The sequence below is a fragment of the Neisseria zoodegmatis genome (genome assembly GCF_900187305.1).
Lineage (GTDB): Bacteria > Pseudomonadota > Gammaproteobacteria > Burkholderiales > Neisseriaceae > Neisseria > Neisseria zoodegmatis.
The window spans coordinates 277,613-298,455 of the sequence record NZ_LT906434.1; the positions used below are offsets into that span (position 1 = coordinate 277,613).

A 20,843-nucleotide genomic window follows, 5' to 3' on the forward strand; every position below is an offset into this window, starting at 1 on the left:
TTTTCAGACGGCATTGAGTAGGTCGGATACTCGTATCCGACAATCCGCCCAAATTTCCCACAACGCCCCACAACGTCGGATTCAAGAATCCGACCTACATCATTCGTACCTGAGGCCGTCTGAAAAACAGCGCATCAAACTCCCAAACTGCCTATATCTTTTCAGACGGCATCGAGTAGGTCGGATACTCGTATCCGACAATCTACCCAAACTTGCCGCAAAGCCCCACAATGTCAGATTCAAGAACCTGACCTACATCATTCGCATCTGAGGCCGTCTGAAAAACAGCCCATCAAACTTCCCAACTGCCTATATCTCTTTCAGACGGCCTCCAATTTGGCAAACTTGGTATCCAACTCTTTAATCCCTTCTTTTCCGAAATTGACGGTAAGCCGTGCGGATTCGCCTTTGTTGACGGCATCGATGATTACGCCGGTGCCGAATTTGGCGTGGCGCACGTTTTGGCCGATGCGGAAGCCTGCGTATTCTTGCGGCAGGTCGTAGTGTTCGACGGCGGTGCGGTTTTTGGTTTTGGGTATGTCGGTGAAGCTGTTGAAGCGTTTGAGTGGGGGCGAGAGGCGGTGCAGCACTTCTTCGGGGATTTCTTCGACGAAGCGGGAGACGATGCCGAAGTGGGTTTGGCCGTGCAGCAGGCGTTGTTGGGACATGCTGATGTAGAGGCGTTTTTTGGCGCGGGTGATGGCAACGTACATGAGGCGGCGTTCTTCTTCGAGGCCGCCGCGTTCGGCGAGGCTGTATTCGCTGGGGAAGAGGCCTTCTTCCATGCCGGTGAGGAATACGGTGTCGAACTCCAGCCCTTTGGCGGCGTGTACGGTCATCATTTGCAGGGCTTCTTCGCCTTCGCCGGCTTGGTTTTCGCCGGATTCGAGGGCGGCGTTGCTTAAGAAGGCGAGGATGGGGAAGAGCGGGTTTTCGGCGGCGTTTTCGGGCAGGATTTCGAAGTTGCTTTCAGACGGCCTGAAGGCGACGGCGGCGTTGACGAGTTCGTCGAGGTTGTCGAGGCGGTCTTGGTGGTCGCCTTTTTGGGTTTGGTAGTATTCGACGAGGCCGCTGTCGAGGGTGATGCCGAGCATCATTTCTTGCAGGGATACGTTGGGGGCTTGGGCTTGGAGGTTTTCTATCAGGCGCACGAAGGCGGCGACTTTGGCGGCTTTTGCGCCCATGCCGCAGGCGGCCTGCCATAAGGAGATGCCTTGTTCGGCGGCTGCGGCTTGGATGTTTTCGATGGTGCGGGTGCCGATGCCGCGCGGGGGCATGTTGATGACGCGCAAAAGGGCGTTGTCGTCGTCGGGGTTGACGGAGAGGCGCAGGTAGGCGAGTGCGTGTTTGATTTCCTGCCGTTCGTAGAAACGCAGGCCGCCGTAGATTTTGTAGGGGATGCCGGCACGGAACAGGGCTTGTTCGATGATGCGCGATTGGGCGTTGCTGCGGTAAAGCACGGCCATTTGGTCGAGTGTGCGGCCTTCGCATTGCAGGGATTTGGCTTCGTCTACGATAAATTGGGCTTCGTCGGAATCGATGGGGGCGGAGTAAAAGCGGATTTTGTCGCCGGCGGCGGCATCGGTGCGCAGGTTTTTGCCGAGACGTTCGGCGTTGTTTTCTATTACGGCATTGGCGGCGGTGAGAATGTGGCCGTCTGAACGGTAGTTCTGCTCGAGTTTGATGGGGGCTTCGATGTGAAACTCGCGCATCAGGGCGGTCATGTTGCCGACGTGTGCGCCGCGGAAGCGGTAGATGGATTGGTCGTCGTCGCCCACGGCAAACACGGCGGCGTGTTCGCCGGCGATGAGCTTCAGCCATGCGTATTGCAGTTTGTTGGTGTCTTGGAATTCGTCCACCAAAATATGGTTGAAGCGGTTTTGGTAATGGCGGCGCAGGATTTCGTTGGCTTGCAGGATTTCGTAACTGCGCAGCATCAGTTCGGCAAAATCGACCACGCCTTCGCGGTTGCACGCTTTGTCGTATTCGGCATAACACTCGATCATGCGCTGGGTGTGCGGATCGGGGGCTTGCAGGGATGAGGCGCGCAGGCCGCTTTCTTTTTGGGCGTTGATAAAGCCTTGCAGCGTGCGCGGGGCGATGATTTCTTCGGCGATGTTGAGCTGTTTGAGCAGGCGTTTGATTAAGGCGAGCTGGTCGGTGCTGTCGAGAATCTGAAAGGTGGAAGGCAGCCCTGCGTCTTTGTGGTGCAGGCGCAAAAAGCGGTGGCAGAGGCCGTGAAAGGTGCCGAGCCACATGGCGCGCACGTTAACGGGCAGCATCGCGCTTAAGCGGGTTTGCATTTCTTTGGCGGCTTTGTTGGTAAAGGTAACGGCCATGATGCTGTGCACGCTTGCCTGCGAGCTTTGCAGCAGCCATGCGATGCGGGTGGTGAGCACGCGGGTTTTGCCGCTGCCCGCTCCGGCAAGCACGAGGGCGGATTGCGGCGGCCAAGTTACGGCGGAAAGTTGTTCGGGATTTAAGCCTTGCAGCAAGGAAGGGGCGGATTGCTCGGGAAACATAGAAGAGGCCGTCTGAAAAAATAAAACAGGCTGTATTGTAATGGATTAGGCGGCGGCGTTTGCAAGTGTCGGTGGGAAAACGGTAATGGGTTTGGCGGTTTCTTGCGGGCGGATATGTAATCCGGCTCTAGATAAGCTGTTTGCTGTTCGGGGGGAATTTTCGCGGAAATCTACTCGGTTTTTTCAGACGGCCTCAAGCTTTTTAAGGCTTGCCGCCGTGTGGCTGTTAGTCCGGTTTTGCACGGCGTTCGGCTCGTGCGCTTGTATGACTTTCAGTTGATTGCCTGCATGACAGATAAAAGAAACAGCCGTTTCTTTTTGCAAGAAACGGCCGTTTTTAAACGCAAAGCTGCGAGCAATGCAATCTAGTATGAAACAGATTTTTCAGACGGCCTGCTGCGGCTCGATAAATGTCACGCCGTTCAGCTGTGATGCCAAAATGGCGCTGCGCAAGGCTGAAAGGGCTTTCGGGCGGACAAAGTTGCGGCGGTAAGCCAACACCACGCGGCGCTTCGGTGCTTCGCCTGCAAACGGGATAATGCTGAAAAGCATGTGGTCGTTTTCAGTCAGTGCGGTGGCCGGCAGCACACTGATGCTCAAACCGCTGGCAACCATGTGGCGGATGGTGTTGATGGAGCTGCCTTGCAAGGTGTTGGTCAGCCCCTGTATTTTCTGCCGCGAAGCCAGTTCCGAGCAGCTTGCCAGCACTTGATCGCGCATACAGTTGCCTTCTGTGAGCAGCAATACTTGTTCTTTGCTCAACATTTCGGGCGTCACGGTATCCAACTCTTCAAAGTGATGCCCTTTAGGAACAATCACGAAGAATGGTTCGTCGTACAGCGGCTCTGTAATGATGCCCGGCTCTTGGTAAGGCTCTGCCACGACAATGGCGTCCAAATCGCCGCGTTTGAGTGATTCGGTGAGAATTTGTGTGTAGTTCTCTTCCAGCATCAAGGGCATATGGGGCGCGGTATTGCGCAGCGACACAATCAGCTTGGGCAAAAGATAGGGGGCTACGGTAAAAATCAGGCCGAGTTTGAATGCGCCTTCCAGCTCGTTTTGCTCTTCGTTGGCAAGGTGTTTGATCAGCTCGGCTTCTTCCAACACGCGGCGGGCTTGGGCAATAATGCGCTCGCCCGCTTCGGTGGTGATGATGTCGTTGCTGCTCCGATCAAACAGCGATACGGCCAACTCTTCTTCCAGCTTTTTGATGGCAATGGAAAGAGTGGGCTGGCTCACGAAGCAGCGGCGGGCGGCGCGCCCGAAATGGCGCTCCTGAGCCACTGCAACAATGTAACGCAATTCGGTTAAGGTCATAGCTTATTCGGCCTTTTTTTGCTCCGGCAGGGTGATATTCAACTCAAGCACGTCCATACCGTTTTGTTTTTCCTGAGAAATACGGATATCGTCCAATGATACGTGAACGTATTTTGACAACACATCCAGAAGCTCTTTCTGCAAGGTAGGCAGATAGTCGGGAGCCTGTTCTTTGGCACGCTCTTGGGCGATGATGATTTGCAGGCGGTCGCGAGCTACGGCTGCAGTTTTGGGTTTTCTGCCAAACAGTAAATCGATTAGCGACATGGCTTAACCTCCGAACAAACGCTTAAAGAAGCCTTTTTTCTCGGCTGCTAAGAAGCGCATTTCGCGGTTTTCGCCAAGCAAACGCGAAACCACATCTTTATAGGCTTCGGCTGCTGCCACATCGTCTTGATGGATAACCGGTGCACCGGCGTTGGATGCCTGCAAGACGTTTTGAGATTCGGGAATCACACCGATCAACGGGATGCGCAAGATATCGCAAATATCCTGTACCGACAGCATTTCGCCTTTATCGACGCGCTCGGGTGAGTAGCGGGTAATCAGCAGGTGCTCTTTCACCACTTCGCCTTTCTCGGCTTTTTGGCTCTTGCTTTGCAGAATGCCCAAAATACGGTCGGAGTCGCGCACGCTGGATACTTCGGGATTGGTGGTAATGATGGCTTCGTCGGCATAATACAGTGCCATCAGCGCACCTTGTTCGATACCTGCGGGTGAGTCGCAGATAACGTATTCGAAGTTCATGTCGTCGGTCAGCTCTTTCAGCACTTTGCCCACGCCCTCGCGGTTTAAAGCGTCTTTATCGCGGGTTTGGGAAGCCGGCAGAATGTACAAATCGTCGCAATGTTTGTCTTTAATCAGCGCTTGGGTCAAGGAAGCTTCGCCTTGAATGACGTTGATCAGGTCGTACACAACGCGGCGCTCGCAGCCCATAATCAAATCGAGGTTACGCAAGCCGACGTCGAAGTCGATAACGGCGGTTTTATGGCCACGAAGCGCCAAACCGGAGGCAATGCTGGCACTGGTAGTAGTTTTGCCTACGCCGCCTTTGCCTGAAGTTACTACAATAATTTTTGCCACGATGTTTCCTTTTTTAAAATCAAAAAACGGTTATTGACCGTCTATGGCGCTGATGACCAGACGGTTGTCTTGAAGCGATACCTGCACGGCTTTTTTGTTGAGGTGGTCGGGCAGGCTTTGATCAAAGTTGCGGTAAATACCGGCCACCGACACCAACTCGGCCTGCATGGAGTGGATAAAGATCCGTGCGTCGCGGTTGCCGGTTGCTCCGGCCAACGCGCGTCCGCGCATGGTGCCGTACACATGGATGTTGCCGTCGGCAATAATTTCCGCACCTTCGTTAACGATGCCGGTCACAATCAAATCGGCGTTTTCGGCATACACTTGCTGACCGGTGCGGATGGGGGTGTTGATCAATACGGTGGGTTTGCTGATCACGGTAGCCTGTACGGATTCGGCTGCAGACGCTGCCGGTGCGGCAGATGCTGCGGGCTTGGCTTGGGTTTCAGCCGGTTTGCTGTCGTTACGGCTGAATGCCAGATGATAGGCTTTGGCATGCAGCGCCCAAGCTTCGTTTTCATGGCGCAACCCGATAATCTGCAAACCATAGCGTGCAAAAAGCGACACAACGCTGGCGATACTCAATTCGCCGGGGCTGCTGAATTCTTGCAGGTCTAATAAAAACAGCATGCTGTCGAGCTCTTTATGCTGGCTCACGCGCTGCTGTAAAAAATCTTCCAATTCCCCTAAATCTGCAGTATGCAGCTGCACGGAAAGCACGTCGAGACGTGCTGATTTAACTTCAAAAGCTGGTTTCATTTTAGTAAGACAGTCATAAAAAAATTTAATGGTTATAAGTTTACCGTGTTAATCTTAGCTATTCAATCTGTTAAGGCCGTCTGAAATGAAAAAAAGCTTCCATATTATCGGTGCGGGGCGTGTAGGCCGCACTTTTGCCGCCATACTCTCGCAAAGCGGTCAATGGCAGCCTGTTGCAATCGTTTCCCGCCGCGGGATGGTTGCTTTGGCAGACTGCAAAAGTGTCGGCATAGTTCCCCGTATCGGAGACTTGCCGCCGGCCGATGTGATATTGGTGTGCACGCCGGATAATATGTTGGAGGAAGCCGCCGGAGACATCGCCGAATTAGCGTGGCTGAACCCGAAAACGGTAGTCGTACATTTCAGCGGTGCGAAAACAATAGGGATATTGGATGCCGTTGTCAAATGCGGCGCGACAGTCGGCAGTTTACACCCCGTTTTTGCGTTTGCAGACGTGGAAAAATCGATACGCTCGTTGCGCGGAAGCTTGTGTGCGCTGGAAGCTGACAGCAGCAAGGCGATGGCGGTACTGCATGATTTGGCAAATGCGGCGGGCTTGAAAGCATTTACGCTGCCGTCTGAACACAAAGCCCGCTACCATGCGGCTTTGTCGGCGGCATCGAATTTTTCGGTTACTTTGGCAGCTTTCGCCCAAAACCTTCTCGCACCGTTGAATTTGCCGGAGCAGCTTACCCGCGACTTAGTTTGCAGATTAATGCGGCAAAGTGTGGATAATCTTTCCGGCCTGCCCGCTACGGAGGCGCTTACCGGCCCGATTGTGCGTGGCGACGATTCTACTGTTTCAGCGCATTTGCACAGCATGGATAAGCAGGAGCAAGCTCTCTATCGTGCATTGGCTTCAGCCACGCTTGAGCTGGCTGCGGCGCGATTAGATGCACAAAGTGTGGTGAAGTTGGCAGCTTTATTAGGGAATCAACATCATGCCGATTAATCACCATCCCATCTGACAATGAAGCAAAGCTTAACGCGCCCATACTCTGTTCTAAAAACATTCATTCTATAAATCTTCTTTAGGATTCAGATTCACGACCTGCGTAATTTCCTGTCTGCATTACCAATCAACTGCCAATCTCAACCGCGCAACCCGCCCGATGTTCCTCCACAAAGATTTCCCTATGCTAGAATGAAAATGTCTTAATTATTTCATTACGTTAGGAATATTATGGTTGAACATCCTTCTGTCGGTACGCCTTTGTTTTACGGCGTATTTTTTGCGGCCGTATTTATTATGATTGCCATCGATATGATGTCACTCAGAAAAAGCGGTGCGCATAAAGTCAGCGTAAAAGAGGCGCTGGCGTGGTCTGCCGTGTGGGTAGCGGTGTCGTGCCTGTTTGCCGGCTGGCTGTATTTCGAGCTGGCCGGGAATCCCGTTTACGGTCATGCGGTGGCCAAGCAAAAAGTGTTGGAATACTTTACCGGCTATATTTTGGAAAAATCGTTGGCGGTAGATAATATTTTTGTGTTTTTAATGATTTTTTCTTACTTCAAAGTCCAACCCCAATACCAGCACCGCGTGCTTCTTTACGGCGTTTTCGGGGCGATTGTGCTGCGTATGATCATGATTTTTATCGGTGCGGTATTGGTCAGCAAGTTTGAAGCGGTGCTGTATCTTTTCGGTGCTTTTCTGTTATACACAGGCATTAAAATGATCAGATCGGGCGGAGAAGACGAGCATGAGGATTTGTCGCAAAACAAAATGCTCAATTGGATCAAAGGCCATATTCCGGTCAGCCATCAATTCGACGGCGAGAAGTTTTTTACGGTTGAAAACGGCAAGCGCATTGCCACGCCGATGCTGCTGGTGCTGATCATGATTGAGATGAGCGATGTGATTTTTGCGGTGGACAGTATCCCCGCCATTTTCGCCGTAACTACCGACCCCTTTATCGTACTGACTTCTAATATTTTCGCCATTCTCGGCTTGCGTGCCATGTATTTTCTGCTGGCCGACATTGCCGACCGCTTTGTTTTCCTGAAATTCGGTCTGGCGTTTGTATTAAGCTTTATCGGTATCAAAATGCTGATTATGTATTTTAACGTCCACATTCCCGTGGGCGTGTCGCTAGCGGTGGTGTTCGGCGCATTGGGAGTATCGATACTGATTTCTCTGATGTATAACCGCAGAAAAATGAATTAATTTGTTTTCCACCGTTTAATCAAAGCAAAAAAGGCAGATGTATCAAACATCTGCCTTTTTCTATGGCTTGCCGGTATGTTCTCAAGCTCTACCGCAACCGTTTACCTGTTTCCGCATCGATAATGTGACTAGGCGATTTCAAGTCACCGGTACGCCCGCCGACTACCCATACTTTGCGTCCAAACTGCCTGCGCACTTCGCGTTCACTTTTGCAGGGTCGGCCGCCCGAACGGTTGCATGATGTAGATACCAACGGGGTAGAAAGCATGGCGCAAAGCTGCCGTGCCGAATGGTGTGCCGGAACGCGCACGGCCAGCTTTTCCCGCCCTTTGCCGCGCAATAATATCGGTTGATTTCGGCAGGGCAACAGGAAAGTGGTTGGAGCGGGCCACTCGCATTCCAGCATAGCTATAACTTTTTCAGACGGCCTCTCCAATAAAGGCAAAAGCTGCGACACACTACTGCCGATAACAATCATACCTTTGTTTTGAGGGCGTTTTTTCACGCGAATCAGTTTTTTCAAAGCGGTGGAGCGTTGCGGCAGGCAGCCGATGCCGTAGCAGGATTCGGTAGGATAAGCTATCAACCCTCCGCGCTTCAAATGTGCACGCAGCCTTTTTTGTTCCGATGCGGAAAGTATGCGGGAATATTTCATCATGTTGGGATTATCCTCGAAGCCTTTGCAGGTAATAAGTATAAGGCCGTCTGAATTTTTCAGACGGCCTTTCAGTTTTTAAGCTGCCCATAATGGCCGTATCTGCATTGAGATTGGCATACAGAATGCAATGCCTTGGCTTATGTTCGGTGGCTACCAAGATTTAGCGTTTGATGGCTTTGTCGGCAATATCTTTGCGGTATTGCATGCCTTCAAAACAGATAGGGTCAAGTGCTTGGTATGCTTTGGTTTTGGCAGCCTTCACATCGGAACCCAAACCAACCACGCATAATACGCGACCACCATTGGTTACGATATTGCCTTTTCCATCTTCAGCCGTACCGGCATGAAATACTTTGCCGATTTGATTCGCAGCATCAAGGCCACTGATGACGTCGCCTTTTTTCGGCGTTTCGGGATAGTTTTCCGCAGCCAACACCACGCCGACTGCCGTTTGATCATTCCATTCCGCCACAGCGGTATCCAGTTTGCCGTCAATCGCTTGATCGACCAACGCAACCAAATCGCTGTTGAGGCGGCTCATAATCGGTTGGGTTTCAGGGTCGCCAAAGCGGCAGTTAAACTCAATGGTAAACGGCGCGCCGCTTTGGTCTATCATCAAGCCGGCATACAAAAACCCTGTAAATTCATAGCCTTCTGCTTTCATGCCGGCCACAGTAGGCAGGATAATTTCATTCATAGCGCGCCGGTAAACTTCCGGCGTAACAACCGGAGCCGGGCTGTATGCCCCCATGCCGCCGGTGTTGGGGCCTTGGTCATTGTCGAGCAAGCGTTTGTGGTCTTGACTGGTCGCCATCGGCAACACATTTTCGCCATCCACCATCACAATAAAGCTGGCTTCCTCGCCTTGCAGAAAATCTTCAATCACCACGCGGGCGCCGGCATTGCCCATTTTATTGCCCAGCAACATATTATCAATCGCGGCGTGTGCTTCGTCTTCGGTCATCGCCACGATAACGCCTTTGCCGGCAGCCAACCCGTCGGCTTTAATCACAATCGGGGCGCCTTTTTCCTGCACATATTGATGGGCTTTTTGAGCATCTTCAAAGGTTTGGTAACCGGCAGTAGGAATGCCGTATTTGGCCATAAAGGCTTTGGCAAAATCTTTGGAACTTTCCAGCTGTGCTGCATAGCGGGTAGGGCCGAAAATCCTCAAACCAGCAGCACGAAAATCATCTACGATGCCTGCGGCCAGCGGTGCTTCGGGGCCGACTAAGGTAAAAAAGATATTTTCCCGTTTGCAAAAATCAATCAAATCGGCATGGGCACTTAATGCCAAATTCTGCAATTTCGGTTCGGTAGCTGTACCGGCGTTGCCCGGAGCGACGAATACGGTTTCCACATTGGGGTTTTGTGCCAATTTCCACGCCAGCGCATGTTCGCGCCCGCCGCTACCGATAACGAGTAATTTCATGTTGTTTCCTTGATTAACACTTGTTTGCAGGCATAAATGAAGCTCGGAATTATAGCTGATTTTGATGCAGCCCGACAGCTTAAGATGGCGATAACATCTTCATTTTCTAAGATTTATGCTGCATTCTCCCGGCCTTGAATGCAGACAGAAAATAATTGAGGTTTAGTATCTCAATCCGGCATTTGGCTCATCAAATCAAGCCGCAATATTTTGCAGGCATTTAAGACATATCTTGCGCAAGCTCAGTTTGCACATCAATAGCCCGTGTATGCTGCCAAGCTGAAATACAAGCATCGTAATGAGCCAAAGGTATCCGAACCGCTAAACGGCAATCCAACTGCAAATCTTGAGCCACAACTTCCGCGTGATGCTGCTTGGCGATTCGGATGGCGTCATTCAAATGCGGATAATCACAGCGCAGCCACACTGTTTTTTCGATATTTTTTTCAACCACTTCTGCAACTTGCAATGCTTCCGCAGCCGCGGTTTTGTAGGCATGAATCAATCCCGGCACACCCAAAAGCGTGCCGCCGAAATAGCGCACCACTACGATCAACACATCGGTTAAGCCCGCCGAATCAATCTGCCCCAAAATCGGCCTTCCGGCACTGCCTGAAGGTTCGCCGTCATCGTTGGCACGAAATTGATTGCCGTCCGTTCCCAAACGGTAGGCATAGCACCAGTGTCGCGCCTTATGATGGGCTTCGCGCAAAGCTTCTACATGCGTTTTGATTTCTTCTGTGGTTCGCACAGGATAAGCAAAGGCGATGAAGCGGCTGCCTTTATCTTTAAACTCTGCTTGCGCCGGAGCGGCAATGGTTTGATAAGTGGAAACTTCGCTCATTTCAGACGGCCTCTACGGCTTCTTTAACGGCTGCTACCAAAGCATCCACATCCGCCTCCCGAGTATCAAAACTGCACATCAGCCGCACTGTTCCCTCGTTGTCCCAATCATAGAAAACGAACTGTTCGTGCAGTTTATCAGCTACACCTTGCGGCAAACGGGCAAATACGCCATTTGCTTCGGCAGGGCACAACAATTCTACTCCCTCGATCTGCGAGAGGCCGTCTGAAAGCCTCGCTGCCATTGCGTTGGCGTGCTGAGCAGAACGCAACCAAAGGCCGTCTGAAAGAAGGGCAATAAACTGGGCGGACAAAAAGCGCATTTTCGACGCAAGCTGCAAATTCAATTTGCGCAGATATTTGAGGCCGTCTGAAACTTTTTCAGGATTCAGCACAATCACACACTCGCCAAACATCAAGCCGTTTTTCGTACCGCCGAACGACACAATATCCACACCGGCATCCGTTGTGATTTCACGCAAAGACGCACCCAACGACGCAGCTGCATTAGACAACCGCGCACCATCCATGTGCAGCACCATGCCTTTTTCACGGCAATACTCACTAATCGCGCTGATTTCAGACGGCCTATATACCGTCCCAAGCTCGGTGCATTGCGTGATGCTCACCGCCAATGGCTGGGCGCGATGCTCAAATCCGTAACCATATGCCTCTCGGTCAATCCGTTCCGGCGCGAGCTTGCCGTCGGAAGTAGGAACCGTCCACAGCTTGAACCCACCCACAGCCTGCGGTGCCACACTTTCATCATGATGAACATGCGCCGTTTCCGCACATATCACCGATCCCCAACGGGGCAGACATGCCTGCAAAGCCAATACATTGGCTCCCGTACCGTTAAAAACCGGAAAAACCTGCGCGGTATCGCCGAAATGCTGCCGAATCAGCGTTTGCAGATGCTCGGTATAGGGATCATTGCCATAAGCCCCGACATGGCCTCCGTTTGCCGCAGACAATGCTTCCATAACCTCAGGAAGCACACCGGAATAATTGTCGGAAGCAAAGGAAATGTGATGAGGGTGATGCAACGATTTCATAGCAGGCTTTCAATGAGATAAGGCCGTATGAATTTATTCAAACGGCCTGTTTCACGTGAAACATTTAGTTTTTCAATGCGGCGGTTAATTGCGGCACAATCTCAAACAAATCGCCCACCAATCCATAATCTGCAATATTAAAAATGGGGGCATCGGGATCTTTGTTGATAGCAACAATCACTTTGCTGTCTTGCATACCGGCAATGTGCTGAATCGCTCCGGAAATGCCGACGGCAATATAAAGCTGGGGAGCCACTACGGTACCGGTTTGCCCAACTTGAAGGGCATTCGGTGCGTATTCAGCATCCACCGCAGCGCGTGATGCACCTATGGCACCGCCGAGAGCATCAGCCAGCGGGGTAATCAACGCATTGAATTGCTCCGCACTGCCCAAGGCCCGACCTCCGGACACAACCACTTTGGCTTGGGTCAACTCGGGGCGGTCGGATTGCGCCAGTTTACGGTTCACAAAACGGCTCAAATTTTGTGCAGGCACAGCTTCAATATTCACAACTTCGGCGTTGCCGCCTTTTTCTGCCGCATCAAAAGCCGTAGCCCTGAAAGTTAAAACCAATTTATCCGCATCGCTTTGAACGGTTTCAAAAGCGTTACCGGCATAAATAGGGCGAACAAAAGTTTTATTATCAACTACTTCTGTTAAATCCGAAACTTGAGGCACATCCAACAATGCGGCCACACGAGGCAAAAGGTTTTTGCCGAAAGCAGAAGCCGTTGCGCCAATGTGCTGGTAATTTTCAGCCAGTTTCACAACCAGCGGAGCAAGTTCTTCAGCCAAACCTTCTGCGTAATGGGCTGCCTCCACCGATAAAACCTTAGCCACTCCTTGAATTTGCTTGGCTTCTTCCACTACCGAAACAGCGCCTTGACCGGCCACCAAAAGATGCACGTCGCCGAGTTTAGAAGCAGCGGTAACTGCATGAAGGGTAACGGGATTTAATTGCTGATTGTTGTGTTCTGCAATAATTAAAATACTCATTTCACGTCTCCCCTCAGATAACTTTCGCTTCGTTTTTCAGTTTTTCAACCAGCTCGGCAACGCTGCCGACTTTGATACCGGCTTGCCGTTGTTTAGGCTCTGCCACTTTAACCACATTCAATCTCGGCTGAATATCGACATTTAAATCCGCAGGCGCAAGTTTTTCCAAAGGTTTTTTCTTTGCCGCCATGATATTAGGCAGTTTTACGAAACGCGGCTCATTCAAACGCAAATCTGTGCTAATCACAGCCGGAAGTTTTAAGGCAACGGTTTCTTCGCCGCCATCAATTTCACGGGTTACCAATACTTCGCCATCAGCCAACTCTACTTTGCATGCAAAAGTACCTTGGGGAGCATTCAATAAAGCGGCCAGCATTTGAGCGGTTTGGTTGGCATCATCATCAATGGCCTGTTTGCCCAGAAACAGCAGTTGCGGCGCTTCTTTTTCTGCAACTGCTTTCAATAATTTAGCCACGGCAAGCGGCTCGAGTTTGGCTTCGGTTTCAACGTGGATGGCGCGATCGGCACCCATAGCCAAAGCTGTGCGCAAGGTTTCTTCGCATTTTTTACCGCCCAAAGAAACAGCTACGATTTCGCTGATTTTTCCGGCTTCTTTCAAACGCACCGCTTCTTCAACGGCGATTTCGTCAAACGGATTCATCGACATCTTTACGTTGCCGATGTCCACATCAGAGCCGTCGGCTTTTACACGGACTTTTACGTTGTAATCCACCACTCTTTTTACAGCCACCAAAGCTTTCATGAATACTCCTTCATCAAGCCGGATTGTTCATACGGCAAGAAAATCAATAAACGGTTTTTATAAAAAATCTTACTTGAAGCTTTCTTATAAAAACGGCCTGAACCGATTTTCTTTATAAAGTTCTCGCAAACACTTTTTGAGCATAAGCAGCCGTTTTATAACGATTTTACGTCTGCCATTATACCCGACATCCCATTTAAGCGTTTAAATCTGCTTCGCCAACCAAGCAATCTTAAATCCCGTATCGGCAATATTTTTCAGACGGCCTCATCCTTACGCTGAACACAAACACGCAAAGCTTGATACACGTCTTCCACCGAAGGAATACGGCCGGCATTTCCTAGGTTAACCGCCCAATCGGAAGGTTGCACACCTGTTTTGACAGGGTCTGTATCCGTATAAATACCGACCACAGGTTTATCCAAAGCATTAGCCAAATGCAGCAACCCTGTATCTACGCCGATCACGCCCGCAGCGTGTTTCAACAGATAGGCAGCCTGAAGCAGATTCAGTTTATCGCACACTTTCGCAAAAGGCAGTTTTGCGGCAATGTGTTCTGCCCGCAGCTTCTCCGTTTCATTTCCCCACGGCAAGTAAACCGGAAAACCGTCATCATCGTGGAGCTTTTGCAGCAATGCTATCCAATGCTCAAGCGGCCATAATTTACTGTCGCGACTGGTTGCATGAAGGGCAACATAATATTGCGGCGCCAATTCTTCCAGCTTGCCTTCCGGCGGCACAACCAAACCGAAGCGCTGTTCAGACGGCATCGTATAGCCAAACGCTTGCGCAAACAAAACACGGTTTCGCCAAACCGCGTTTCGACCTTTAGGCACAGCATAGGTTTGGTTATACATCAAAGCCGCCCAGCGCTCACGGGCGCTGCCAAAATCCAAACCCTTAACAGGTGCATTAGCCACTTTGGCAAAAACCGCGCTCTTCATCAATCCTTGGCTATCCAACACAAAATCAAAGCGTTGTCGTTGAAGCTCATTTTTCAGACGGCCTATTTCTTGCCAAACAGAATATTGCGTCAGCTCTTTGCGCCATTGCCGCCAGCGCATTATGTGTACGTTTTTCACAAAAGGGTGCAAACGGGCAATATCGGCAAAGCTCGCCTCGCTCAGCCAATGCAATTCCACATCAGGAAGCATCCGTGATAAATCATCCACCGCAGGAAGCGTGTGGATCAAGTCGCCCATACTGGACAGCCTTACCAGCAAAACTTTCATCTCTCCACCCAACCTTTAAACAGATGTTTCACGTGAAACATGACACAATAAAATATAAGCTATTGTTTCTTAATATAATCTGAAATTGCATCTGCGTTTTCAAGCACGATCGCACCGGCATCCATCATTTCGTTCCACGCCGGTTCTACGGTTTCCGGCGCAATGCCGCGACACGCAGCGGCGTTAACCACAACCTGCCAGTTGCCGCCTTCGATTAACTGCAAAACCGTTGTTTTCACACAATAATCAGTGGCCAATCCGCCAACGATTACCATCGTCGTGCCTTTACTGTGCAGCCATTCCAGCAAGCCCGTACTCAGCTTTTGGCCGATATCATGAAAACATGCGCCATAAGGATGAAACTCAGGGTCCACGCCTTTCCATACGCAATAATCATAGTCTTTTGCAGCGGGCAGGCCGTCGAGCAATTCATAGCCTTTTGTGCCGACGATGGCGTGCGGCACCCAAGTCAAATCCGCTTCCGGCATTCCGGTCGGCTTCAGCATATCGGCCGCATCTCGCACAATCCATTTAGCAGACGGGCTGTGTGCGTCTTTAGTCATCACACGCAAATCCGCCAGTGCAGCTTGGGCATTCAATTCCGCCACAATCGTATCGCCTTCCACCACAGGCAACTCATCGGGGCACAACGGGGAAAACGTTTTTTGCGCGTCAACGTCTATCGACACAATCATAATTCATGCTCTCAATCCTTAAAGGCAGCCGTCATTATAACAAAGGCCGTCTGAAACCGATAACAGTGTTATCATAACTGCCTTTCAACGCCTTTCAGACGGCATCTATGCAATATACCATCACGCCCATCGCCACCGTCCGTTCCCCATACAAACAGAAATTCGGCGTAGCCCGCCAGCCCGGCTTAGTACCTGCCGCCACCGTCTGCATCGAATTAAACGACACATTTAATGCCGACAGCGTGCGCGGTTTGGAAGCATTTGATTATGTGTGGATAAGCTTTATTTTTCACGGCGTTTTGGAAGAAGGCTGGTCGCCGTTGGTACGCCCCCCGCGATTGGGCGGCAAACAAAAAATGGGCGTCTTTGCCACACGCAGCCCGCACCGCCCCAACCATCTCGGCCTGTCGCTCCTCAAATTGGAACGCATCGAAACCGGCAAACCCGTGCGCCTGTATTGTAGCGGTGCCGACTTGCTCGACAACACCCCCGTTATCGACATCAAACCCTACATTCCTTTCGTCGAAGCCAAGCCCGATGCTGCCGGCGGTTTCGCCAATGCCAAACCTGAAGAACTCAACGTCATCTGGCACGACGACTGCCAACATTCCCTGCTGACACCCACCGAGAAAAGCTTGATCAGCCAAAGCATCACCCAAGACCCGCGCCCCGCCTATCAAGACATTCCCGAACGCATTTATGTGATGCAAATTGCCCGATATGAAGTGAAATTTCAAATCCAAGGCGACCAAGCGGTTGTACTTGCCGTTCTGCCTATATAGTAAACAAAGGCCGTCTGAAATCAGTTTTCAGACGGCCTCTATTATTCAATACAATCGTAACTTTTATCTACAATTAACAGCATTAAAACGAAGATAACGGTTTAAACCGGTTTATCGATCAACGACCGCACTTCGTTTGCGCCGCTTTCAAAACCTCATCCAGTTTCTTCGCCGTTACCTCGCCCAATACCGCCTGTTTGTAGCCGCATTTCGGCGCTTCCACCACTGTAAAAGGCAGGCCGCCCACGGTATTGCCAAACTCCTTCATAAAGCCGCGGCTGTCTTTGCCGGTATAACGCCAAATCGGGTAGCTGACCGGCGTTTGCTTGAGGAACTTGCCGATATTGTCGCTGCTGTCCAGCGCAATGCCCACCATATCCACGCTGCCTTTTTTCTGTTTTTTGTACCAAGCCGACATTTCCGGCATTTCTTTGCGACAAGGCCCGCACCAAGTTGCCCACAAATTGATAATCCGCACCGGAGCTTTTAAAGAAGCCGTACTTTGCGGCGCCGTGTCGTTCCAACTCTGCAAATCAGCCGCAACCGCATGGCTGCCGATCATAGCAGCCATCGCCAGCAAAAACGCATATACCTTTTTCATTTCTGCACCTTATCAAAATTAAACCGCCATTATTTTATGCTTTTCAGACGGCCTCAGACACAAGACAAATTGTAAAGCTTGGTTTACAATCAGAAAACCAATGAAAATCCGAGGAACTGCCATGCAAGAAGCCGTTACACTTTACCATAACAACCGTTGCAGCAAATCGCGTGCCGCACTCGCCCTGTTACAAGTACGCGGTTTGAAAACCAAAGTGGTCAACTATCTCGACACGCCGCCTTCATTTGAAGAATTAAAAAGCATTTTCAAACAATTAGGCGCAGATTCACCCCGCAGCATGATGCGCGTGAAAGACGCCCTCTACCAAGAATTGAATTTAAACAATCCCGACTTAACCGACGACCAACTGCTCCAAGCCATCGCCGAACATCCCGCTTTGCTGGAGCGCCCCATCGCCGTTGTCGGCAACAAAGCAGCCGTAGGCCGCCCGCTTGAAAACATTGAAGCCCTATTGTAAACACCCTCCGGCCGCCAGGCAGAGGCATCCGGCAAGCAAGCCGAAAACCTTATGAGCATACCGATTTTCCGAAGCCGCAACGGCTTACGCTACCACCTGCTGCACGGCATCATGCTGAGCCTGCTGCTGGTGCTGTTTTCGTTTGCCTGCTGTATTTGGTCGGTTTACCACACCGGCAACCAAACCCTGCCCGCCGGCGTGCGCGCCGATGCCGCCGTTGTGCTCGGCGCGGCCGCATGGGACAAACGCCCCTCGCCGGTGTTCCAAGAGCGCATCAATCACGCCATCGCCCTGTATCAAAGCAAGCGCGTGGAAAAACTCGTGTTCACCGGCGGCACGCCCAAAAAAGGCTTCATGACCGAAGCGGAAGTCGGCCGCCGCTACGCTATCAAACAAGGCGTACCCGCTCACGACATCCTCTTTGAAAACACCTCGCGCAACACATACGACAACCTCTACAACATCGTTCCGCTGCTGCGCGACCACGGCATCCGCACCATCATCATCGTCAGCGACCCCTATCACACCGCCCGGGCAGCCGCCATTGCCAAAGACCTCGAACTAAACGCCGCCGTGTCCGGCACGCCCACCAGCCGCTACACCGCCTCGCAGAAAAAAACCAAATTTCTCTTTCAAGAAAGCTACGCCCTGTTTCTCTACTACGCAGAGCACTGGGGCAACAGCGTCTTACGCTTCTTCGGTTTGAGGTAAACGCCAAATATCAATAAAAGGCCGTCTGAAAAATCACTTTCAGACGGCCTCATACCATTTAAAGCGGGCAATAGAATCAGTTCCGCACTATATCTACTTACTGCCTTGTATCCAAGAATAAACTTATTTGCCACAGGCCAATTCAGAAAATTGAAACCGGCAAGCCAATAAACATGATTGAAGGCCGTCTGAAAATGTTCAGACGGCCTTCAATGCAACTTCATCATTTAATAACGCAATCACGAAATACGTTCGATTTTCGCGCCCACTTTGCCGAGTTTGGTTTCGATATGCTCGTAACCGCGGTCGAGGTGGTAGATGCGCTCAACGATGGTTTCGCCGTCGGCCACCAAGCCCGCCATCACCAAGCTGGCGGAAGCGCGCAGGTCGGTGGCCATCACGGTGGCGCCGGACAATCTTTCCACGCCTTTCACAATCGCGGTATTGCCTTCGGCGGTGATGTTCGCGCCCATACGGTTCAACTCGGGCACGTGCATGAAGCGGTTTTCAAAAATGGTTTCCACCACTTTGCCGGTGCCTTCGGCGATGGCATTCATCACCATAAACTGTGCCTGCATGTCGGTGGGGAAACCCGGGTGCGGCATGGTGCGGATATCGACGGCTTTGGGGCGTTGCTGCATGTCGATGGAAATCCAGTCGTCGCCCGCTTCGATAACGGCACCGGCTTCCACCAGTTTATCCAGCACCACTTCCATGGTTTTCGGTGCGGCGTTGCGCAACACCACTTTGCCGCCGGTCATGGCGACGGCGCATAGGAAAGTGCCTGCTTCAATGCGGTCGGGCACGACGCTGTGCTCGCAACCGTACAATTCTTTCACGCCTTCGACGGTCATGGTCGGCGTGCCGATACCGCTGATTTTCGCACCCATTTTAACCAAGCATTCGGCCAAATCCACCACTTCGGGCTCGATGGCGCAGTTTTCCAAAATGGTGGTGCCTTCGGCCAAAGTGGCGGCCATCAGCAGGTTTTCAGTGCCGCCCACGGTAATTACATCCATCACCACGCGCGCGCCTTTCAGACGGCCTTTGGCTTTTACGTAGCCGTGTTCGATGGTGATTTCCGCGCCCATCGCTTCCAAGCCTTTCAAGTGTTGGTCAACGGGGCGCGAACCGATGGCGCAGCCGCCGGGCAAACTCACTTGGGCTTCGCCGAAGCGCGCCAGCGTGGGGCCGAGCACCAGAATCGAAGCGCGCATGGTTTTGACCAATTCATACGGGGCGACGGTGTTGTTGACCGTGCCGCCGTTGATTTCAAATTCGTGCACATTGTCGGTCAGCACGCGTGCACCCATGCCTTGCAGCAGTTTTTGGGTGGTTTTCACGTCGCGCAGCATGGGTACGTTTTTCAGGCGCAAAGTGCCTGCGGTGAGCAAGCCTGCGCACATCAGCGGCAGGGCGGCGTTTTTGGCGCCGGATACGGTGATTTCGCCGTTTAACGGGCCGTTGGCGGAGATTTTGAGTTTATCCACAGTGGTTCTTTCGGTAATTCAACACCGGCACATGCAATTTGCAAACCAAGGCCGATGCGGTCAGTGTTTCAAATCAATTAAAAATAAACGTGCAATTATAAAGTATTCCGGCTGATTCAAATACGGCTCGGTAACATTTGACAGGCAGGTTTTTGGTAAAAATACGCTTGGATAAAGAAAAAGATTGCTGGCTCTCTCTTACTATTTAGGCAAAGTAATTTGTCATGTCACGGCAATAACCTTACATTCCTAAGAGTGGAGCCTAAACGAAAATCAATAGGCATCGATTGACTATTAAACACGACCTAAAGTGATAGCCCAATTAACTTCCGATATCCAAAAAAAGAAATTAATCTTATATATAATTTTTGATTATCTAAAAGCGTGATGATTAAACTTTTCTTATTTTTCCACTTTAAAGAATCCATATCTGCCATAGAATAATATGGTCTAACAAATGATGTTTGGTCTATTAACTTGCCAGAAAAATTGAATAATAAAACATAATATCCTGCTTCAAAAGGACAAAGCATGAAATCTCTTACAATTAATAAATATCCTATTTCATTAAGATAAAACTCTTTTTCTATTTCACTATATTCATTTTTATTCAATAAGATATATTGATTCTTATCTGTAAAATACATATTAAAAGATTCATCAGTATGACTATATTCAATCCTAAATTGATGAGACTCTTGATAATCATTCATTATCAATTCCTGCACTCTTCTCAAAATCATTTATTTTCAGTTTACAAAATATAAAATTTTTACTTTTAAAAGGGAATAGCAACATTAGAAACAGAGAAATATATAATATCAACCATAATGAAAACGCAAGATTATTTCCTTTATATACGGTTGAGAAAGCGATATCAATGAAACTTGCCGTTTCCATAAACATCAGGATGCAAAAAGAAATAATCATGCTGAAGAGCATGAATAAAATACTTAATTTTCTGTTTACAAGGAAAAATATGGATGAAATAGAATTAGCTACAAGTAAAAATACAGATGCTATTATGATTAAAACATGATCACTCTCTCCTGATCCTTGCAGGTCTGATATTTTGTACAAATCACTATTTTCCAAATATGAATGTATGTATAATCCGCCCGAATCGTTTATAAATAAACTTAATATCGCTAAAATCAAGCTCATTAAAATGATTGAACATAAATAAAACATTAAATTATTTTTCATTTCGCCGAATTTCTTTATTTCAAAGCATTGGCAGATGTAGTTGATGAAGAAGGCTATA

At 50.2% G+C, this 20,843-nt stretch carries 22 protein-coding genes; 5 read left to right on the top strand and 17 right to left on the bottom strand.

The window, feature by feature from the left end; translation table 11 throughout:
* Nucleotides 1-320 precede the first annotated feature (320 nt).
* From CKV66_RS01355 to minC, 5 genes are all read right to left on the bottom strand, one after another.
* Nucleotides 321-2,522, bottom strand: coding sequence for a UvrD-helicase domain-containing protein (locus CKV66_RS01355; protein ID WP_085364466.1), 2,202 nt, complete (start codon nucleotides 2,520-2,522; stop codon nucleotides 321-323).
* Nucleotides 2,523-2,906: 384 nt separating this feature from the next.
* Nucleotides 2,907-3,839, bottom strand: a complete 933-nt coding sequence (locus tag CKV66_RS01360; RefSeq protein WP_085364467.1) for a hydrogen peroxide-inducible genes activator — start codon at nucleotides 3,837-3,839, stop codon at nucleotides 2,907-2,909.
* 3 nt (nucleotides 3,840-3,842) lie between these two features.
* Complete coding sequence (gene minE / locus CKV66_RS01365; RefSeq protein ID WP_085364468.1) at nucleotides 3,843-4,106, bottom strand: cell division topological specificity factor MinE; 264 nt, start codon at nucleotides 4,104-4,106, stop codon at nucleotides 3,843-3,845.
* Between the two features lie 3 nt (nucleotides 4,107-4,109).
* Complete coding sequence (gene minD, locus CKV66_RS01370; protein ID WP_085364469.1) at nucleotides 4,110-4,922, bottom strand: septum site-determining protein MinD; 813 nt, start codon at nucleotides 4,920-4,922, stop codon at nucleotides 4,110-4,112.
* 30 nt (nucleotides 4,923-4,952) lie between these two features.
* Nucleotides 4,953-5,681: a septum site-determining protein MinC gene (minC, locus tag CKV66_RS01375; RefSeq protein ID WP_085364470.1), complete on the bottom strand. Its 729-nt coding sequence runs from the start codon at nucleotides 5,679-5,681 to the stop codon at nucleotides 4,953-4,955.
* 85 nt (nucleotides 5,682-5,766) lie between these two features.
* Here minC and CKV66_RS01380 point away from each other — a divergent pair, with 85 nt between their 5' ends.
* Nucleotides 5,767-6,633, top strand: a complete 867-nt coding sequence (locus CKV66_RS01380) for a Rossmann-like and DUF2520 domain-containing protein (protein WP_085364471.1) — start codon at nucleotides 5,767-5,769, stop codon at nucleotides 6,631-6,633.
* Between the two features lie 231 nt (nucleotides 6,634-6,864).
* A complete protein-coding gene (locus tag CKV66_RS01385; protein WP_085364472.1) occupies nucleotides 6,865-7,842 on the top strand; it encodes a TerC family protein in 978 nt (325 codons plus the stop codon).
* A gap of 88 nt (nucleotides 7,843-7,930) precedes the next feature.
* Here the strand turns inward: CKV66_RS01385 and CKV66_RS01390 are convergent, their stop codons facing one another.
* The 8 genes from CKV66_RS01390 to CKV66_RS01425 all read right to left on the bottom strand — a co-directional run bounded on the left by CKV66_RS01390 (nucleotide 7,931) and on the right by CKV66_RS01425 (nucleotide 15,517).
* The gene (locus tag CKV66_RS01390; protein WP_085364473.1) at nucleotides 7,931-8,500 is read right to left on the bottom strand and encodes an L-threonylcarbamoyladenylate synthase; all 570 of its coding nucleotides are present in this window, start codon (nucleotides 8,498-8,500) and stop codon (nucleotides 7,931-7,933) included.
* 160 nt (nucleotides 8,501-8,660) lie between these two features.
* Complete coding sequence (purD, locus tag CKV66_RS01395; RefSeq protein ID WP_085364474.1) at nucleotides 8,661-9,932, bottom strand: phosphoribosylamine--glycine ligase; 1,272 nt, start codon at nucleotides 9,930-9,932, stop codon at nucleotides 8,661-8,663.
* Nucleotides 9,933-10,152: 220 nt separating this feature from the next.
* Nucleotides 10,153-10,776, bottom strand: a complete 624-nt coding sequence (locus CKV66_RS01400; protein WP_085364475.1) for an IMPACT family protein — start codon at nucleotides 10,774-10,776, stop codon at nucleotides 10,153-10,155.
* 1 nt (nucleotide 10,777) lies between these two features.
* Nucleotides 10,778-11,830, bottom strand: coding sequence for a threonine aldolase family protein (locus CKV66_RS01405; RefSeq protein WP_085364476.1), 1,053 nt, complete (start codon nucleotides 11,828-11,830; stop codon nucleotides 10,778-10,780).
* A gap of 64 nt (nucleotides 11,831-11,894) precedes the next feature.
* The gene (locus tag CKV66_RS01410; protein WP_085364477.1) at nucleotides 11,895-12,827 is read right to left on the bottom strand and encodes an electron transfer flavoprotein subunit alpha/FixB family protein; all 933 of its coding nucleotides are present in this window, start codon (nucleotides 12,825-12,827) and stop codon (nucleotides 11,895-11,897) included.
* Between the two features lie 13 nt (nucleotides 12,828-12,840).
* Nucleotides 12,841-13,590 carry an electron transfer flavoprotein subunit beta/FixA family protein gene (locus CKV66_RS01415; RefSeq protein ID WP_085364478.1) on the bottom strand — a complete coding sequence of 250 codons (750 nt, stop codon included), beginning with the start codon at nucleotides 13,588-13,590 and terminating at the stop codon, nucleotides 12,841-12,843.
* A 257-nt stretch (nucleotides 13,591-13,847) separates the two neighbouring features.
* Nucleotides 13,848-14,822, bottom strand: coding sequence for a lipopolysaccharide heptosyltransferase I (waaC, locus tag CKV66_RS01420; protein WP_085364479.1), 975 nt, complete (start codon nucleotides 14,820-14,822; stop codon nucleotides 13,848-13,850).
* Nucleotides 14,823-14,881: 59 nt separating this feature from the next.
* On the bottom strand, nucleotides 14,882-15,517 hold the full coding sequence (locus CKV66_RS01425; RefSeq protein ID WP_085364480.1) for a nicotinamidase: 636 nt from the start codon (nucleotides 15,515-15,517) through the stop codon (nucleotides 14,882-14,884).
* A gap of 107 nt (nucleotides 15,518-15,624) precedes the next feature.
* On the opposite strand from CKV66_RS01425, the gene tsaA reads away from it, so the two are divergent.
* Nucleotides 15,625-16,299: a tRNA (N6-threonylcarbamoyladenosine(37)-N6)-methyltransferase TrmO gene (gene tsaA, locus CKV66_RS01430; protein WP_085364481.1), complete on the top strand. Its 675-nt coding sequence runs from the start codon at nucleotides 15,625-15,627 to the stop codon at nucleotides 16,297-16,299.
* Nucleotides 16,300-16,417: 118 nt separating this feature from the next.
* On the opposite strand, the gene CKV66_RS01435 is transcribed toward tsaA, so the two are convergent.
* The gene (locus tag CKV66_RS01435; protein ID WP_085364482.1) at nucleotides 16,418-16,900 is read right to left on the bottom strand and encodes a TlpA disulfide reductase family protein; all 483 of its coding nucleotides are present in this window, start codon (nucleotides 16,898-16,900) and stop codon (nucleotides 16,418-16,420) included.
* A gap of 121 nt (nucleotides 16,901-17,021) precedes the next feature.
* Here CKV66_RS01435 and arsC point away from each other — a divergent pair, with 121 nt between their 5' ends.
* Together arsC and CKV66_RS01445 are read left to right on the top strand one after the other, a co-directional pair.
* Entirely contained in the window at nucleotides 17,022-17,378 is a 357-nt protein-coding gene (arsC, locus tag CKV66_RS01440; protein WP_085364483.1) for an arsenate reductase (glutaredoxin), read from the top strand.
* Between the two features lie 51 nt (nucleotides 17,379-17,429).
* The gene (locus CKV66_RS01445) at nucleotides 17,430-18,089 is read left to right on the top strand and encodes a YdcF family protein (RefSeq protein WP_085364484.1); all 660 of its coding nucleotides are present in this window, start codon (nucleotides 17,430-17,432) and stop codon (nucleotides 18,087-18,089) included.
* A 239-nt stretch (nucleotides 18,090-18,328) separates the two neighbouring features.
* On the opposite strand, the gene murA is transcribed toward CKV66_RS01445, so the two are convergent.
* The 3 genes from murA to CKV66_RS01460 all read right to left on the bottom strand — a co-directional run bounded on the left by murA (nucleotide 18,329) and on the right by CKV66_RS01460 (nucleotide 20,785).
* Nucleotides 18,329-19,579, bottom strand: coding sequence for a UDP-N-acetylglucosamine 1-carboxyvinyltransferase (gene murA / locus CKV66_RS01450; protein ID WP_085364485.1), 1,251 nt, complete (start codon nucleotides 19,577-19,579; stop codon nucleotides 18,329-18,331).
* A gap of 305 nt (nucleotides 19,580-19,884) precedes the next feature.
* On the bottom strand, nucleotides 19,885-20,292 hold the full coding sequence (locus tag CKV66_RS01455) for a hypothetical protein (RefSeq protein ID WP_095197813.1): 408 nt from the start codon (nucleotides 20,290-20,292) through the stop codon (nucleotides 19,885-19,887).
* Nucleotides 20,285-20,785 (bottom strand): hypothetical protein, encoded by a 501-nt coding sequence (locus CKV66_RS01460; RefSeq protein ID WP_095197814.1) that lies wholly within the window; start codon nucleotides 20,783-20,785, stop codon nucleotides 20,285-20,287. Before CKV66_RS01460 ends, CKV66_RS01455 begins: the two co-directional genes overlap by 8 nt.
* Nucleotides 20,786-20,843 lie beyond the last annotated feature (58 nt).